Source organism: Virgibacillus sp. JSM 102003 (assembly GCF_041949995.1).
In the GTDB taxonomy this organism is placed as follows: domain Bacteria; phylum Bacillota; class Bacilli; order Bacillales; family Amphibacillaceae; genus Lentibacillus.
This window is the reverse complement of the sequence record NZ_JBHFQH010000008.1, coordinates 42,396-59,696: the sequence shown is the minus strand read 5'-3', so window position 1 is coordinate 59,696 and position 17,301 is coordinate 42,396. Positions and strand designations below refer to the sequence as shown.

Annotated in this window: 15 protein-coding genes and 1 riboswitch; of the genes, 4 read left to right on the top strand and 11 right to left on the bottom strand. The window is 38.3% G+C overall.

The window, feature by feature from the left end; all coding sequences use genetic code 11:
• Positions 1 to 177 precede the first annotated feature (177 nt).
• Genes ACE1TG_RS10555 through ACE1TG_RS10545 form a run of 3 tightly spaced genes read left to right on the top strand, consistent with a single transcriptional unit; the run spans position 178 to position 4,446 of the window.
• Positions 178 to 2,442 carry an EAL domain-containing protein gene (locus tag ACE1TG_RS10555; RefSeq protein ID WP_375052351.1) on the top strand — a complete coding sequence of 755 codons (2,265 nt, stop codon included), beginning with the start codon at positions 178 to 180 and terminating at the stop codon, positions 2,440 to 2,442.
• A complete protein-coding gene (locus ACE1TG_RS10550) occupies positions 2,439 to 4,073 on the top strand; it encodes a thiamine pyrophosphate-binding protein (protein ID WP_375052350.1) in 1,635 nt (544 codons plus the stop codon). The genes ACE1TG_RS10555 and ACE1TG_RS10550 overlap by 4 nt, the downstream gene beginning before the upstream one ends.
• Position 4,074: 1 nt before the next feature.
• Entirely contained in the window at positions 4,075 to 4,446 is a 372-nt protein-coding gene (locus tag ACE1TG_RS10545) for a carboxymuconolactone decarboxylase family protein (RefSeq protein WP_375052349.1), read from the top strand.
• Between the two features lie 36 nt (positions 4,447 to 4,482).
• Here the strand turns inward: ACE1TG_RS10545 and ACE1TG_RS10540 are convergent, their stop codons facing one another.
• The 8 genes from ACE1TG_RS10540 to ACE1TG_RS10505 all read right to left on the bottom strand — a co-directional run bounded on the left by ACE1TG_RS10540 (position 4,483) and on the right by ACE1TG_RS10505 (position 13,514).
• Entirely contained in the window at positions 4,483 to 4,815 is a 333-nt protein-coding gene (locus ACE1TG_RS10540) for a hypothetical protein (RefSeq protein WP_375052348.1), read from the bottom strand.
• A gap of 42 nt (positions 4,816 to 4,857) precedes the next feature.
• The gene (locus ACE1TG_RS10535) at positions 4,858 to 5,805 is read right to left on the bottom strand and encodes an LCP family glycopolymer transferase (protein ID WP_375052347.1); all 948 of its coding nucleotides are present in this window, start codon (positions 5,803 to 5,805) and stop codon (positions 4,858 to 4,860) included.
• 272 nt (positions 5,806 to 6,077) lie between these two features.
• Positions 6,078 to 7,073 (bottom strand): 4-hydroxythreonine-4-phosphate dehydrogenase PdxA, encoded by a 996-nt coding sequence (pdxA, locus tag ACE1TG_RS10530; RefSeq protein ID WP_375052346.1) that lies wholly within the window; start codon positions 7,071 to 7,073, stop codon positions 6,078 to 6,080.
• Positions 7,063 to 8,367 (bottom strand): four-carbon acid sugar kinase family protein, encoded by a 1,305-nt coding sequence (locus tag ACE1TG_RS10525; protein ID WP_375052345.1) that lies wholly within the window; start codon positions 8,365 to 8,367, stop codon positions 7,063 to 7,065. The genes pdxA and ACE1TG_RS10525 overlap by 11 nt, the downstream gene beginning before the upstream one ends.
• A 30-nt stretch (positions 8,368 to 8,397) precedes the next feature.
• Positions 8,398 to 9,381 carry a 2-keto-3-deoxygluconate permease gene (locus tag ACE1TG_RS10520; RefSeq protein ID WP_375052344.1) on the bottom strand — a complete coding sequence of 328 codons (984 nt, stop codon included), beginning with the start codon at positions 9,379 to 9,381 and terminating at the stop codon, positions 8,398 to 8,400.
• Between the two features lie 198 nt (positions 9,382 to 9,579).
• On the bottom strand, positions 9,580 to 11,316 hold the full coding sequence (locus tag ACE1TG_RS10515) for a sigma-54-dependent transcriptional regulator (protein ID WP_375052343.1): 1,737 nt from the start codon (positions 11,314 to 11,316) through the stop codon (positions 9,580 to 9,582).
• Between the two features lie 179 nt (positions 11,317 to 11,495).
• Entirely contained in the window at positions 11,496 to 13,148 is a 1,653-nt protein-coding gene (locus tag ACE1TG_RS10510; RefSeq protein WP_375052342.1) for a M4 family metallopeptidase, read from the bottom strand.
• A 189-nt stretch (positions 13,149 to 13,337) separates the two neighbouring features.
• A complete protein-coding gene (locus ACE1TG_RS10505) occupies positions 13,338 to 13,514 on the bottom strand; it encodes a hypothetical protein (protein ID WP_375052341.1) in 177 nt (58 codons plus the stop codon).
• 42 nt (positions 13,515 to 13,556) lie between these two features.
• Positions 13,557 to 13,641, bottom strand: a riboswitch (cyclic di-GMP riboswitch).
• Positions 13,642 to 13,790: 149 nt separating this feature from the next.
• Here ACE1TG_RS10505 and ACE1TG_RS10500 point away from each other — a divergent pair.
• Positions 13,791 to 14,201 carry an RNase H family protein gene (locus tag ACE1TG_RS10500; RefSeq protein ID WP_375052340.1) on the top strand — a complete coding sequence of 137 codons (411 nt, stop codon included), beginning with the start codon at positions 13,791 to 13,793 and terminating at the stop codon, positions 14,199 to 14,201.
• Positions 14,202 to 14,286: 85 nt separating this feature from the next.
• On the opposite strand, the gene ACE1TG_RS10495 is transcribed toward ACE1TG_RS10500, so the two are convergent.
• Genes ACE1TG_RS10495 through ACE1TG_RS10485 form a run of 3 tightly spaced genes read right to left on the bottom strand, consistent with a single transcriptional unit; the run spans position 14,287 to position 17,294 of the window.
• Entirely contained in the window at positions 14,287 to 16,131 is a 1,845-nt protein-coding gene (locus ACE1TG_RS10495) for an exo-beta-N-acetylmuramidase NamZ family protein (RefSeq protein ID WP_375052339.1), read from the bottom strand.
• A gap of 48 nt (positions 16,132 to 16,179) precedes the next feature.
• On the bottom strand, positions 16,180 to 16,545 hold the full coding sequence (locus tag ACE1TG_RS10490; RefSeq protein WP_375052337.1) for a PTS lactose/cellobiose transporter subunit IIA: 366 nt from the start codon (positions 16,543 to 16,545) through the stop codon (positions 16,180 to 16,182).
• The gene (locus ACE1TG_RS10485) at positions 16,521 to 17,294 is read right to left on the bottom strand and encodes a carbohydrate deacetylase (RefSeq protein WP_375052336.1); all 774 of its coding nucleotides are present in this window, start codon (positions 17,292 to 17,294) and stop codon (positions 16,521 to 16,523) included. The genes ACE1TG_RS10490 and ACE1TG_RS10485 overlap by 25 nt, the downstream gene beginning before the upstream one ends.
• Positions 17,295 to 17,301 lie beyond the last annotated feature (7 nt).

Here is a 17,301-nt window from a genome sequence, read left to right as displayed (position 1 = left end):
TTTAGATAAGAGTACACTTTTCTCCTAGCTGAAACGATAATAGTAGTGAGAGATGTATATTCTGATTGAACTTGCAAGTCTTGATGCCGGTACTTAAAAGCATTTACTGAAATTGACAGGTTAAGACTCTTATTTTATAATGAATTGTTATTTTTGAAAAAATTCGGAGTGATATATATGCATAATAAAGAACCCTACTTTATAACGGAATCAAAACAAATGTGTGAAGAAAGAGGGATGGATCCGAATGTCATGTCCCGCCCAAAAGTATTTTTATCCGAAAATGAACTAGCAGAAAAAAGAAAATCCTACAGCGAAATTTTGTCTGTTGTAAGTTTCTTTTCAAATAAACTATTAAATTCATTAGAAGGCACTCCAATATTAGTCGTTATTTCTGATGCGAATGGCTATCTCCTGGATATTGATGGTGATGAATCCATAAAGGCTACCACAGATCAGTTTGGAATTATATTAGGCAGCCAATTTACACAGGAAGACACTGGAACAAATGTTGTAAGTCTAACATTACAGCAAAAACATCCAATAAGTTTAATAGGTGAAAACCATTACCACAAGTTCCTCCAAAATATAGCATGCTATGGCGATACATTTGAATATACAGATGAAAAAAATTTACTTGGCAGTGTATCAATCATGATGCCGATTGAATTTCAGAATCCGCTCTTTTTAACGATGTTGTCACAGGCTGTTGATTCGATTGAAAGAGAGCTCCTGCTAAGAAAGCAAAATAAAAAGCTAAATATCATGAATCAAATCATGCTAAGCAGAACAAGTAATGGTATTGTCATAACAAACGAGAAAGGGATAACAACTGAGTTTAATGATTTTGCCCAAAAAATCTCAGACAATAGTAAAGATTCCGTAATAGGAAAAAACATCTGTGATTCACAACTGACAGGTGATTATTTTAAACAGGTCCTTGAACAAGAGAAAATCTTTAAAAATGAAGTCATACAATTTACAAATCAGCAAGGGGAACGCATTGTGTGTTTATTCGACGCACAACCAATCTATGAAGAAGAGAAAATGATTGGCGCATTTGGTCAATTTAGGGATATATCTGTTCGGTATTCTTTGCAGGAAAAATATAATTACTTAGCCTACCATGACGATTTAACTAATCTATCAAACAGACGATATATTAAAAAAGAAATTGAAACACTAATTGAAAGTATTAAATCTGGGCATAAAAGAAATCTGGCTATATTATTTTTAGACCTTGACCGCTTTAAAATAATCAATGATAATTTCGGCCATTCAAATGGTGACATACTTCTAACGGAAGTGAGCAAGAGGCTATCCAAGTGTCTGGAGGAAAGTGACGTGCTAGCCAGAATGGGTGGGGACGAATTTATTTTCCTGCTTAAGGACTTTGAAGATTTCAGTTATGTTACAAATAAGGCTGAGGAGATATTAGCCCAGTTCAATGCTCCTTTTCAAGTTGCAACAAACGAACTACATACTACTGCCAGCATTGGCATTGCAATTTATCCTGATTATCCAATCACACCTGAACAGCTTATGGTATATGCAGATAATGCAATGTATCAAGCAAAGTCACAAGGTAAAAATCGTTATGCGGTTTATACATCTGAATTATTAGTGGACTCTGTGGAGGAATTACAACTTGAAGCAGATCTGCGAAAAGCATTGGATCATAATGAATTTGTACTACATTATCAGCCTCAAATTGATAACAAAACCGGAAAAATAGTCGGTCTGGAGGCATTAATCCGCTGGAAGCACCCTAAGTTTGGTTTACTTTATCCAGGCAAGTTTATTAAGTTAGCGGAGGATAGCGGTCTAATTACGAAAATTGGCGAATGGGTAATAAATGAAGCATGTACCCAAAACAAAAAATGGCAAGAGGATGGCTGGGAACCAATAAAAATTGCTGTCAATCTATCTACACAACAATTTTTGACCCAGGATCTTGTCAAGTTTATGGAAGGAGTTCTGAACCGAGCAGAACTGGATCCAAAATATTTGGTCGTAGAAATAACAGAATATATGGCAATGGAATATGATTACTCCCTAAAAGTATTACAACAGCTTAAAGCTCTTGGTATTTGTATTAGTATTGATGATTTTGGTACTGGTTACAGCTCCCTAAAATACCTTAAGGACTTCCCGATCGATTATATTAAAATCGATAAATCATTTGTCGGAGAAATAACTGAGGATAATAATGATGCTGTCATTGTAAAAGCAATTATTACATTAGCACACAATCTTAGTATGAAGGTAATTGCAGAAGGGGTTGAAACAAAAGCACAGCTGGACTTTCTGCACCAATATTATTGTGATAAAACACAGGGTTATTTTTTCAGTAAGCCTATTCCAGCTGAAGTATTCGAACAAAATTACCTGCAATTGAAAAGAGAAATTAAGTCAAAAAATGAGAGGAAAACAGGTATATGAACACATCTGCATCTGTATTAGCTGCAAACTTTAAAAGATGGGGAGTCGACCATCTATTTGGTATTCCCGGTAAAGCTATCTCCCCAATAATATTTGAATTAAGGAAATATGATATAGAGTTTGTATTGTGCAAGCATGAGGCTGGTGGTGGCTTCGCGGCAGCCGGCTACTCGATAATGAACCAGAAGATTGGGGTTGCCCTTGGAACTTCTGGTCCTGGAGGTACTAACCTGTTAACAGCAGCTGGACAAGCGAAAGCAACACATACACCTTTGCTTCTTATTACAGGTCACCCATCCATGAAAGATACAGGTAAAGCTATGGGACAGGATTCAAGTATATTCGGAACAGATCTCCATGATATGTATAAATCAGTAACGAAATTCAGTGCCAGGGTGGAACGAGGAGATATGCTGCAATCCTATCTCCAGCATGCTCTGGAAAAAGCCGTGTCAGGTATCAAAGGACCTGTCCATCTATCAATCCCGTTTGATATTCTAATAGAAGAGATAGAACCGTTTGAAATTGATTTACCAAGTACAAATGAAATGATTTCACCTGCCATTGACAGTGTCGTTGAAAAATTGGATGCAGCAGAACGTCCGCTCTTATTCTTAGGAAAGGGTGTCCATTCAAGCAGAGCATATGAAGAAGTTCAGATGCTTGCTGAACACTGGAAAATACCAGTTATTACAACCCCTGGCGGTAAGGGGACATTTCTCTCCAACCACAAACTTTCGCTTGGAGCATTTGGATTGGGCGGCACAGTGGAAGCGACTGACTATGTCAATCAAGGTGTAGACCTATTAATCGTAATCGGATCCAAACTCAGTGATATGTCCATACCTGGTCTATCAAAGGAAATGTATCCAGAACATCTTATCCATTTTGATTATGACCCAACATTTATCGGAAAATCTATCAATGTACCGACCACACCAGTTCTTGGAGACATCCAATCTAATTTAAACGTTTTGTTAAGAGATATGCCTAAACCAGACAGTTCTGAGTTTTTAACTCCTATAAAGACGGAGCAATTAGAAAATAACCATCCAAATGAGCGAATGTCAGCAGTCACAGCATTAAAAGCTATGAGAAACGCTTTGCCTAACGATGCGATTGTCTTTGGAGATGATGGCAGCCACTCGTTCTACGGAATACAGAACTTTAACATTTATAAAGCCGGAACGTTCTTTTTTGATGATATTTTCGGCGCCATGGGAAATGGAATTTGCTATTCAATCGGCGCAAAACTAGCAGCTCCTGACAAAACGATTGTTTGTTTAGTAGGCGACGGCTGTATGTTTATGCACGGTACAGAAATTTCTACAGCATACAATTATGATTCGCCTGTACTTTTCATCGTTTTAAATAATGGAAGATTAGATATGGTAGAAAAAGGAATGAAAAAAATGACCGGCTCATCAACAGGCGGCGTTTATGAAACACCTTTAGATGCAGCGTTATTTGCTCAATCAATGGGATTACAGGCGTACACTTGCCAGAATTCATTTGATTTAACAGACCAGGTCAAACAAGCACTACATACTACAAAAGAAACCAAAAAACCGGTTGTCGTGGAAGTTTTAGTCGATCAGAATGAAACACCACCAACCATGGGGAGGCAATAAAATGGAAGACAGTAAGCGTTATGAAACCGGAATGGATGTAATGAAGGAGCTTTTTTCAGAAGAAGTCCGTAAAGGCATGGAAGGCATGAAGCAAATCTCACCCGACTTCTGGAAAATGATCGTTTCATTCGGATTCGGTGATACATATTCAAGAGAAGCATTGTCGCTGTCTCAAAAAGAGATCATCACGCTAACAGCACTAATCACGCAAGGCGCATTTGATCAGCTCAAGGTTCACCTGCAGGCAGCTCTCAAAGTCGGACTAACAAAAGACGAAATCAAAGAAATTATTATCCACTGCTCAGCCTACACCGGATTCCCCAAAGCAGTTCAAGCAATGGGAATCGCCGGCGAAGTGTTTGACGGGACATAAGGAACAGGTTCCTTGTCCCAGTCAGTCCACTGTATTTCACCGAATCCGGTCAATAACACTCTTGGATAAACCAGTTATTCTTGATAATTGCCTAATCGTCACCGCATTCAGTCCTTTAAGCTCTAAAATAATCGCATTCCTCTCTTCATTTTTCATTTGTTGCAGAGCACTACTGTTTGGTATGCCTAGTTTTACCAAATAATTCTTTACTTCGCTATCGGAATACCCAACCTTCACATGATCCTCTAAACAATGTTCATCACTATTAACTTGCATATATTCGGCAAACAATTGAATCGCTTTATTTCTACCTGGGGAAAATAAGTTGAACCCTTTTTGGCAGTTTTTTAAGCGAGTGGTAACTGACATTCAGAAAAAGCGGGACAAAGGTTCCTGTCCCCTATGTCCCGCTCATCCCACTTCACTTATCATTTTGTGTACTTTGGCTATTTCTTCGTCTGGGACTAAGTAATAGTAGGTACCGTCGATTTTCGTTCCGCTGCCTTTTAGCATGTAACTAACTGTATTCTTTCTGACATTTTTGTAATTAAATAACAAGTCCTTCATATCGTCAAAGTCCATGTTTGTTGCCATATTTTTACCCAGAACATCAATCATATTATCAATCTTGTTTACCGATGCGATACTGGAACCTTTATCAATAATGGCTTCAATAACCTGGCGTTGACGTTTTGTTCTGCCAAAATCACCATTTGGGTCTTTATACCGCATACGGACATACCCCATTGCCTGTGGCCCATTTAGTGAAATTTCACCTTCGGCATAGTGGTAGCCTTTTTTATAATAACCTGTATCATACCAATCCAATTGATTATCAACAGTAATTCCGCCAACAGCTCCAACCATTTCAGTTAGTCCTTCCATGTTCATTTGCACATAGTAGTCTAAACTTATATCCAGCATACTTTCGACTGTAGAAATTGACATATCTGTTCCGCCAAAAGCATAGGCATGATTGATTTTATCCTTAATGCCTTCACCAACAATAGTTGTTCGCGTATCGCGAGGGATACTGATTAATTTCATCTTGTTATTTTTCGGGTCAAGCGAAAGTACCATCAATGCATCTGAACGGCCACTGTCACCTGCACGTTTATCGACTCCTAACAGCAGTATGTTCAGTGGTTCCTGTGCCTCAATTTTCTTTTTTCCTATTTCATGATCAATGGAAGATACTTTTTTATGAATTTTTTCATTAACGGTATCCTTGGCATCATTATAAATGGAGAAGGCATATGCACTCACTCCAAGCCCCAGAACCAGAATTATCGCTAAACTAATTTTAAGCCACAGTCGTTTTGGCTTTTTGTTTCTATTTAAACGCTTTTGTTCTGACATGTATAAATACCTCTATCCGTGGAGATTTCTTGTCTTCTATTGTAAAACAAATACATTATACCATTTAGCAAAGGTAGTTTACTAGTTACATTTTGATGTCATAGGTATACGATACCTTAACACTTCAGACAAGACTCATCACTGAAAACCCAATGTCAATATACAAAAAATAAGGCGATAACAAGTCATTCAACCGACTTTTACCGCCCCTATTTAATTTAACATATAGATTATCCGACATAAACCGGGAAGTGACAGGCACCCACCACCAGCTACTTCTCCGGCGCTAATTCTATTGCTTGTTTCAATGCTTCCAGCATGCTTCTTTCGTCTGCTATACCTGTACCTGCGATGTCAAACGCTGTTCCATGGTCAACACTTGTTCTGATAATTGGCAGACCTACTGTGATATTCACTCCAGCTTCAAGTCCCAATACCTTAATTGGTCCATGCCCTTGGTCGTGATACATGGCGAGGACGATATCAAAGTCACCGCGTTGCGCTCTAAAAAATAGCGTATCAGCTGGAAGTGGACCTTCAACATTCATTCCTTCTCCCGTTGCACGATCAATAGCTGGGATGATCTTTTCTTCCTCTTCTCCATAACCGAATAAGCCATTTTCTCCGGCGTGAGGGTTGATTCCGCACACACCTATTTTAGGTTGGTCTACTCCAGCATTTGTTAGTGTTTCATGTGCTAATCGAATAACTTTATAAACACGTTCCGGATTAATCATATTAATAGCATCGATTAGACCGACATGTGTCGTTACATGAATCACCTTTAATTTAGGGGAAGACAGCATCATGGAAAAATCTTTCGTACCCGTTAACTCAGCCAGAATTTCTGTATGGCCAGGGTAAATATGTCCACCTTTATGCAATGCCTCCTTATTTAAAGGTGCAGTACAAATTGCATCAATTCGTCCATTGTTTGCGAGTTCTATTGCAGTCCTTAAATATTCAAATGCTGCATTTCCGGCCTCTGCAGAAACCTGTCCAAATGGCAGTTCTCCCGGAAGTAAATCAAGATCATAACAAGCAATTTCACCAAATTTTGTTGTGAAATCAGAATCACCATCTACTTCCTTAATCGTTAATTCAGTATTCAGCAGTTCGGCAGCGCGCTTCAGCATTTTAGCATCACCAATTACAATTGGGTGGGACTGATCATATAAATGCTGACTTTGTAAACTTTTCACAATAATCTCCGGACCTACTCCTGAAGCGTCCCCCATCGTAATACCCACTATTGGTTTATTGCTCATTATTATAAACTCCCTTCAATTCCTGCATCGCATTATAAATCGAATCCTCTTTTCCAAATGCTCCTGCTTTTGTTACAACTGTATATTCAGAATCTGTACCGATTAGTGTGCCTAATGGAATCCCTGCTTCAACCTGTTTGATTAAACGGAAGCCTATTCCACCTAGGTGACGCGAGGTGTCTTTTGCTGTATCCCCACCAGTTAACACCAAACCAGTAAGGCCCTTATTTTTTTCAGTTATTGTTGCCACGATTTCGCCGATCGCCCCAGAGATACGTTCCCCAATTTGGTAGCCAGTTAAATTAAGATTTTTTCCAATCTCCATAACTTGATCCCTTACGTCCTGATTAGAAGGAACATACAAAACAATATCATTCCCGTTTTCTAATCCTTCAAGCAAATCTTTAACAGTATTCTGTCTTAAGTTTTCCCAATCATTCCCAAAAGTTTGCACGGGATCCAGTTCAACCGCTGTTACATTAGGTTGGTTGACCGCATAACGCACTTGATTCTGGGTTACCTGTGATAAACTTCCGCAAACTGTCATGACACGATTGGATTTGGCAAAAGATCGTTCACCTGCCTCCTCACTGATTCCAAGTACTTCAGGAAGGACCTCTGCTAGACCTGCAGAACCGGACCAAATAACCCGTTCGGAAACAGCAACCATTTTTTGAGCTGCTTTTTGTAAATCCTTCTGTGTTTCTGCATCACAAACAACATAGCTTACCTCATTTTCCTTAAAGCTATTAACTTTTTCCTGAAAATCAGACAGATCTGCTTCAATATCTACTTTTTCAAGCAGGCCCACCGGTTGTCCAATTTCATTTTGCAAAAGCGCAGGAATGGATGATTCCGTCACAGGATGCTTCGGGTCTTTTGATATTTCTGTTTCAGCTATTTTCTCACCGTTGACGTAGTGAACTCCCTCTTTCGTTGTTCTGCCAAGCGGAGGAAAAGCCGGAGCAATAAATACAAACTCCGGTTTAAATACATCATACAGGGCCTGCAGCTCGGTTCCAATATGCCCCCTTAGGGTAGAATCCATTTTTTTATAAATAGATAAATAACCTTCCTGTTTTAAAAACTGACCAGCCTGCTTCGTCACATAAGCCGCTTCATCCTTAGACAACGCACGTGAATTTGTATCGATGACAACTCCGCTATCAAGGTTATTCTGATCTTTCGGGATATCAAAAAGAACGGAAGTATTGATCCCTTTTTCTGTGAGCTGCACGCCACTATCATTTGCTCCAGTTAAATCGTCTGCAATAATACCTATAATGTGTTTCATGTTGATTCCTCATTTATTAACAGATTTATATTATTCAACTACATAGTCGTCTGGTACTTTAACACCTTTTTTGTCTAACCGCTTCACAAGAAAGCCGATATATACTGGAAGCAGAATCGCTGTTGTAACAGTTGATGCTGCCACCTGCACTGTAGCAAGGTCAACGTGTGATGCAAAGCTTGCGCTGGCAGCTGCAATTGCTGCTGGTGTTGCTACTGCGTTACCTGCTGTTGAACCCTCTGAAGCACCAGCAATCGGATTCCACTTAAATGCTTTGAAGATGAAGTACCCTGCTGTACCAGTTAAGAATACAGTTGCCAATCCAAGAATAATACCTGACAATCCACCATCAATAATTGCGCCAAAGTCAATTCCCATACCTAATGCAAAGGCGAAGAACGGAATTAACATGGAACTTCCTTTATCAAAGAACTCTCTCATTTCTTCATCTAAATTACCTAATACCATACCAACAATTATTGGTAATAATACCGCGATAAATGAAACGAATGAAAACAGCCCGTCAACGAATCCCATAGCACCGAAAATAGATAATGCTACCATTGTAAAGAATGGACCATCATTTAACGCAAGCAACGAATATGCAGCACGGTCTGTTTTATCACCATATTGACCAACCAGCGCCACATACAAGCCGCCATTACTGTTAGTCATTGCAGCAATAATCGCAATCGGCGCTAAACCTAACCAAAGACCATTTTCTCCAGCTAACATATATGCAATAAGTCCGAATGTTGCACCTACTATCCATTTGGTCGTCAGTAATGTAGCACCTTTACCAAGGCTGACCCCGACATTTTTCAAATTAATTTGTGCTCCTGTACATAATAGGAATAGTGCAATAAGTGTGCCTGCCCCATCTACGAATAATGCCTGTGTGAAGTTACCAATCCTTAGTAAATCAGGCGCGATAGTATTAAGTGTTGCAGCAAGCAATAACGGTACTACCATCATACCTCCAGGAACTTTTTCTATCGATGCTTTAATTCTCATGTTTATCCCCCTCATAGTATATTGTTTAATAATTAAACACAAAATATAAAGTAAAGCGTTTTCATATTTTATGATAAGATATCATGATATAAAATGCAACATATTTTATCTATTTTCTTTTTCACCAAAAAATACTTTAATATATTGTTGCATTTTTAAACATAATATAAAAAAAGAGAACCCTATCTAGGATTCCCCTTACTGCTTCAATTTCCGCCATAAAGTTGAACGATTAATATTCAGCCTTTTAGCCGCTTTTGATTGATTGTTCCCTTCTTCTTCTAATACCAGTCTGATCACCTGTTGTTCTATTTCTTCTAAGGTTCCGTTAAGCGACAGCTTTTTATCATTAGACGTCAACATTTGTTTGTATTTACTCATCAATTCTTTTACATGGAAAAGTTCTATAAAATTTGCCGTCGTCATCCTGCTCAATTCTCTGATTACTTTTTTTAATTGAGTAAGATTTCCTAACCATTCAAACTGCAAAAGATATTCAATTGCATCTTGTTTCATCCCGATTGTTTCAAAGCCGTTTTCAGCATGAAATTCAGCTAAGAAATAATCAACAAAAGCTCCAATATCTTCTTTTCTCTCCCTTAACGGTGAAAGGTGAATGACATGATCCGAAATCTTCTGATAGAGCTCTTCATCATATGCACTGTTTTGCACAAGTTGATCAAGCGATTCATTAGCTAGTACAATAACTTGCATAGTATCTGGTATATTACGCAATAAGTTTTTAATGGTATCCTGCATTTTTGCAGACAGTGCTTCAACGTCTTTTATAATAACTGTACCGTACTTTATAGCTGCAAGCTTTTCTTGTACATTATCTTCACTTGTTAAGTGGCCACCCTCTAAAACAACCATAGGAGACCCCTGGCCAAATTTTTCAAAATGTAATTCTTGGGCAACCGTATATTTCCCTGTTCCCGGCTCGCCGATGATACACAGCATTTCATCCGCGCTTACAAATTGCTGAATACTATTTCGTAAACGCTTTGCTTCGTCACTCTCTCCAATAATCGGGACATGCACTGGGGCACCAATAAGTCTAACTGCTCTATTATCAGATTTCACCTGTGAGGAATGAACAGTTATCCCTATGATACCTTCTGACTTACTTACCAGAAAGCCTTGTAATTCGTATACAGTATTTTCACCTTCAACTTCAGTCCACTGATTTGTTTCATTTTCCAGTACCCTCTTTATCACCTTCGAAATAACAGGTGAATCTAGTATCTCATGACACTGGTTCTCTTGTTCATACTTTAAATTCTTCTCAATTACTTCAGCATTTTCATTCAGTAATATAACCGGGAAAGGCATCGAATTGAAAGTTTCCTGAAAATAATAGAATTGGCTGTTTACCCTGCGAAAGAAGTTATATACTCTTATTCCTTCTTCAAAAGCATCTGTAACGGCTTCTTTTCCGGACGTAATCAGAACCCCGCGCAATCCAACCTGCTCAGCAACCTCAACAGTAATAACATCACCAATCACCACTGCGAAACCTTGGTGCTTTAGTTCCTCCAAGTGACCTCTCACTTCAGTTCTGGATTTAATTGTGATCATCTTTACATCAAATTCTAAAATATTGCATATAGTTGCTGCCCCTTGAGAAATATTCGCGTAGCCAACGAGCGCAACCCCTTTTTTGATACCACGAATGAGAGTAAAGACACGCAGCATATCATAGCCAGTTATATCGATATGCACAACAGGTATTGAAACTTCATCCTGAATCATCGTGGCTGTTCCACCACGACTGATGATTAGCTCATACCCTTGTTGTTCTGCTAATTTCGCAACCTTCACACCTTCCTCAAGGTTAGCTATAGTCACATCCAAGTCAATATCTTCAGGTGAATCCACTTTTTTAGCCGTTTCTGCCAGACCTTGATACGGAGCAATCAGGAGTGTTTTTATCATCTTCCATCCCTCACTTGTTGCATATTTCAACACTTTCATTATTACATATAGATTAATGAATGTCATGTGAAATACTAAATACCGGAATGAATAGGGATGAAAATAATTACTCCTTTTCGTTAAAGATTCACTTAAAAAGCTTGCAAGACTACAATGCCCTGCAAGCTTTTAATAATCTACTAATAAATTCCTACCTGGTCAAATCCACTAGCAACCTCTTCAGCTTCCACACTCCCTTCACCATAAATATCTACCGCTGACTGTACGATAGCAGACCGTGCAATACTAAAATCAGAATTAGGTGTCAAGTAGGTGGTTAATGCACGATAGTAAATATGCCCAAGTTTATCCTTGCCAATTTGCTGACCTATTAGGTATGCAGCGTGATTTGTGATGGACGAGTTAACGTGAACACCACCATTATCTACCCAAATTGGCATGTCGTAGAATTCATCCATATGCTCAGGATACATTCCGTCACCGTATGGCGCTCTTGCTTCAGATACTGCAAACTGGTCCGGATTACTTAAGCTGCGTAATGCAACTCTTCCCTCTTCAATGGAAGCTGGCGCCATAATGTCTTCACCCAATTCCCAATCATCTTCATCGATAAGGGCCCCAAACACATCAGCAAATGACTCATTCAATGCTCCCGATTGATTACGATATCGTAAATTTGCAGTATGACTTATCACACCGTGTGTCATTTCATGGGCAGCAACATCAAGTCCTGCCGAAAGTGGTACCATGAACTCACCATCCCCGTCACCATAGGTCATCTGACGTCCATTCCAAAACGCATTATTATAATTGTTACCAAAATGAACATAAGATACGATAGGCATTCCATTGCCATCAAGGGAGTTACGGTCATGTTCATTCAGATAATAATCGTATACAGTTTCTGAATTATAATGTGCATCTACGGCCGGGGTTTGGTACTCATCCATCCAAGACTCACTCTTGTTTTCAAAAATATCTCCGGTGTTATAATCGTATGTGTAAATACCTTCTAGGTTTTCATGCGATTCATCATATAATTTAAAGGTAGTACTTTCATCAGGTTGTATTTCCATCGTTGTGTGAAGCTGTCGCTTTTCACCATGTACTCCTTCGCCTACCCCTATATGCGCCTTCTTTTTAATATCATTGGCGTGCAATAACGCATTATACTTATCAATGACATCACCCGATTTGGCATCAACGAATACAAACCAGTTGCCAGGTTCTTCTCCCAGGAAATTAACATTAATTTTATAGGCAAGATTGCTTTCTCCTTCGAATGAATAAATAACGAGATTAGAGGTAGGTTTATACGCTAGTTTTTCTGGAGCATTCACGGATGACTTAGCTTGTTGAAGAGCTTCACTGGTGTCAACGGAAGGATTGGTGTTAATCACATTATCTTGAACTACTTTATTAAGGTTGCCATTTACTGCAACAACCTCATTTTTCTCATTAAAGTGAACAATTACTTCAGTACCTTCTACAGGCACTCCACTTTTCGTTTGGTTAAAACGAATGTGTGTCATTCCAAAATCGTCTTTTTGAATATCTTTTACCTTTAAGCTTTCCTCCGGATTCTTAATCCCAATCTTATTCACATTTTGCTTCAGGAAGTTAACCGCATTTGAGGCATTGCTGGCGGAAAACTTTTTTGCGACTTTCTCCTTAACGAATATCGGGACATTGGCTTTTGCATTCCACGTCTTCTCTTCTTGTACACTACTAAAACTGGAATCTTGCGGTTTAGCTAACACGTCACTCACTGTGACCGAGCCAACTAATAGTGCCGATGACAGAACAACAGGAACAATATACCTTTTCTTCAATATTATACCTCCTATTTGATTTGATAGTTTAATTATAGATTAATAGATTACTAATTTCATGATTAATTAGAATTGTTTTAATTTTTGGATAAATAGTTATGTATACCTAATATTATTATTGAATTGGGTAATAGAGGCTATCTTTAACCTCATAAGAAATGCTAGCGATTAAAACGAAAAAAGCACCATTCAGGCGCTTTTTTCGTTTTTCACTATGTAGTTCATTGCTGCTTCTTCATGGTAATTAATTTTCTTTTTAAGTTCATGTTTAAATCCCTCATCAAGACAATCGGAGACAATAGTTGATAATTCCCGCAGTCTTAATTGATGCCAAAAAAACCTACCACGATAGTAAAATTTCTTCAAACATATTCCTCCTTGCAATACCATAAATCGACGGAGGTCGTATTCGATATCTGGCAAGCATTGTCATTCGACTTTAGCCCCTGTAGTTTTGCGTCACCGCTTTTCAACGATTTTGCCCTTTCGTACGATTTATGTTGTTAATTGTATTATCGTGTATATAGTCATGGTTTTTAATAGTTCTTTACACCTATTTATATAAATTTGGTACTTTAGGAAAACTATACTCCAAACTGTTATAATTCCATTACATACTTGCTAAAAAAGGGGACAAAAGCATTGATTAATGTATACACAGATGGGGCATCAAGTGGCAATCCGGGAATTAGTGGTGCTGGAGTTTACATAAAAGCAAACGGAAAAATATACGAATATTCATTTCCATTGGGAGAGATGTCCAACCATGAAGCAGAATTTCATGCTGTGTTGAAAGCATTAGAAATTTGCCAGGAGAATTTTCCGGATGAAATACTGTCATTTCGATCGGACTCAAAGCTTGTAGTAGACGCAATTGAAAAAGACTTCACGAAAAACAAAACCTTTCTCCCCTTACTTGAAAAAATAAGAGTTGCTTCAAGTAACTTCCCCTACTTTTTTATCAAGTGGATACCTGATAAAAATAACTACGCAGATAAATTGGCAAGAAAAGCAATTCAACGGGACGGAGGGTCAGGTTCCTCGTCCCAATAAGGAGAAAAAGCATGATTATTTTGTAGAAAAAAACATAGAAAGTCACCCCATTTTTTGGAGTGACTCCCACTATTGTGATCACTAGCTAGTGTTGAAGATCCACAACAATTCTTGAAGAAAACTCTGGCGTTTCATATTCAACATCATCTTCTATTAAGTTAAATGATGCAACGAACTTGTCATCTTCCGTATGGTAATCAATAGAGGTCAACACCGGACTATCATCAACCATAACAGTGCCTCCTTTTTCATTCAGATCACCATTAATTTCCCCATACGGTATTTCCAGCTGTAACAATCCTTCACTTTCTGTAATTTCATAGTTGTCAACAGTCTTATTTAAATCAAGAACAATCCTAGAATAATTTGAATGGATTCCGTACCGGATATTTTCTATAAATGTAGGTGAAACTCTAACATCTCTACTAGCTGTATAGTCATTAAATTCTGCTGTTATCTGACCTTGTCCTTTATTTTCAGCATGGAATTTACCATTTTCTACATAACCAATATCATTTGAAACGGTCCAATCTACTAACGCAGGATCAATCTCTAGTTCTTCTCCATTTTTATCAAATCCCTTTAATTCTAATTCAACACTTTGGTCAGTTGAGGCGGTTAAATCCAAGGGTAAAATACCCAAGTTTCCCTCTTCTTTATATGGATTAGAACCACTCGGATATGGATTATATAATAAATATTGGTTACGAACCTCTGAAACCCATGTATTTAACTCCTCTTCCCAAGACGCGATCACTTCATCAACCGGCATATCATTCATGATCATGTCTGGTACATCAGGATCTCCAATTAGGTTTGCATAACTGGAAGTCATCTCAAACTTTTCTGGATCCTGATCACGTATAGCATCAACAAGGTTTATTCCTAAAGAAACCAAGTCTATTTCAGACGGATTATCAATGTGTACTTGTACGCCACCAACGAGTTCTCCTTCATATTTTCCAAACATTGGAGTGAAATACGCTGATCTAAAAGTAACTCCATTAATGTCACGGCTATTCATTTCCTCAGCCAAACCTTCACCGTCTATCCAGGGAGCACCTACCATTTCAAATGGCCTGGTAGTACCCAGCCCTGTCGATAATGATGTGTCATCCAGCAACTCAGTTCCTGCATATAAATATGCTGTTTCTTTGGTTGGTATATTAGGTGATGTCATAACCCAAGGAAGTCCAGTATCCTCAAAATGCATTGAGCGTTTCCAGCCTTTCATTTTGGATACTTTCAGATCAACACCCATACTGTACTCATGATTCCACATTGTTGCTAATTCACCGACAGTCATACCGTGTCTCACTGGCAAGAGAAATCTGCCCATGAAGCTGACTGTATCCTCAGAACGTAGCGGTCCTTCAACTTTCGTGCCGCCAATTGGATTTGGCCTGTCCAATACAATTAATTCTTTATTGTATTCTGCAGCTGCTTCCATAGCAAAACCTAGTGTATAAATGTACGTATAAACATTTGAACCGATATCCTGTATATCAAACAGGAGCACATCAACCTCTTCCAACATTTCTTCTGACGGTTTCCAAGTTGACCCATATAGGCTGTAAACCGGTAGTCCAGTTTTCTCATCTATATAGGATTCAACGTATTCTCCTGCTTCACGATTACCGCGTATACCATGCTCTGGTCCAAACAAGGCTGTTAAGTTAACATCAGGATGATTATATAATAAATCAATACTGCTCTCTAAATTACTGGAGACGCCTGTTGGATTAGTAATTAATCCAACACGCTTGCCCTTCAGCCAATCCAGATTATCTTCCAGCAACACTTCAACACCAGGCATTACACCGCTTTTCCCATTATTGCCTTTGTCACTATTCGCACTCGAAGTTGTCAGGGCAGATGACATAATCAGTACTAAAACCATCATTGCCATTAATAATTTCTTAAACTTCATCGAAACACTCCTTAATGAATTTTTGGTAAAATTACGCCAAATTTACATTCATTCTTTCGGTTTACTAGCGCTTTTTCCTTCAATCATACGATCAACTTTCTCGTTCAATTCATGCTGACTCCGGTATATCTCAATCATTTCTTCAATAAGACTCTTTTCCGACATTACAGTCATTAAATGGTCCTGCGCATGAACAAGTAAGACCGGTAAATTTTCTAATTTTTGTTTTGAATCTTCCTGGATAAATTCCGTTTGTACTTTATGCGCCTTTAGAAGTTCATCTGAAGCTTGTTTAATTTTTGACTCAACTTGATCAAAAGCTGCATTTCTAGCTTCCTGCAGTGCTTCATGCAAATAATTTTTTGCATTTCCCGCATGTAAAATGATACTCATAGAGAATTTTTCAATGTCCATTTAGATATCCCTCCATAGTGGATCAGATGTATCGAGTGATTTTGCAACCAATCTTTAATCCTGTTGTCTACTAATATTTCTAATTCTTTCATTCTAGTAAAATTATAACTTGATGCCCTATTCAACCATGAGTCCAAAAATGCAGGATGACACATAATTTCTGTAGTTCCAGGCTGCAAATTCGAGAAAATATTTAATAGGTAGTCTATAGAGACATTTTCTTCACCATAAAAATCATAATAAAGAAAATCCGTAGTAGGAACGCTACCTGTTTGTTCCGACCCTGTGAATGTCCGCACAGGAATCTGATAGCTTTTCGCAACTTCCAGTACTGCTTCCAATGCATTCGGGATATGAAGATGCATATGATGATGGCTGTCTATGTGGGTCACATCCCCATACCATCTATACAGTATTTCAAGTTGGGCTTTTAGTTCATTCTTTATATCCTCCTTTTTAGCAGATTCCATCAATTCTTTTCCTTTTAAAAAATTACCAGCATGATCAGTTAAACTGCTATTAGATGAAAAAATTGGCTGGCCAGCATCTAGTACGAGATGCAAGCCAATTCCAAGATTCGGGTATCTTTTCGCTTCTTCTAAACTCTGCTTTGAAAATTCTGTATTAACCATTGCTGTTGTACTTGTTAACATACCATACTTATGGGCATATAAAATGCCGCAAGATACCCCAGGTGTAAAACCAAAATCATCAGCATTAATAATTAACCTCGTGGGGGACTTTTCCATCAGTAAT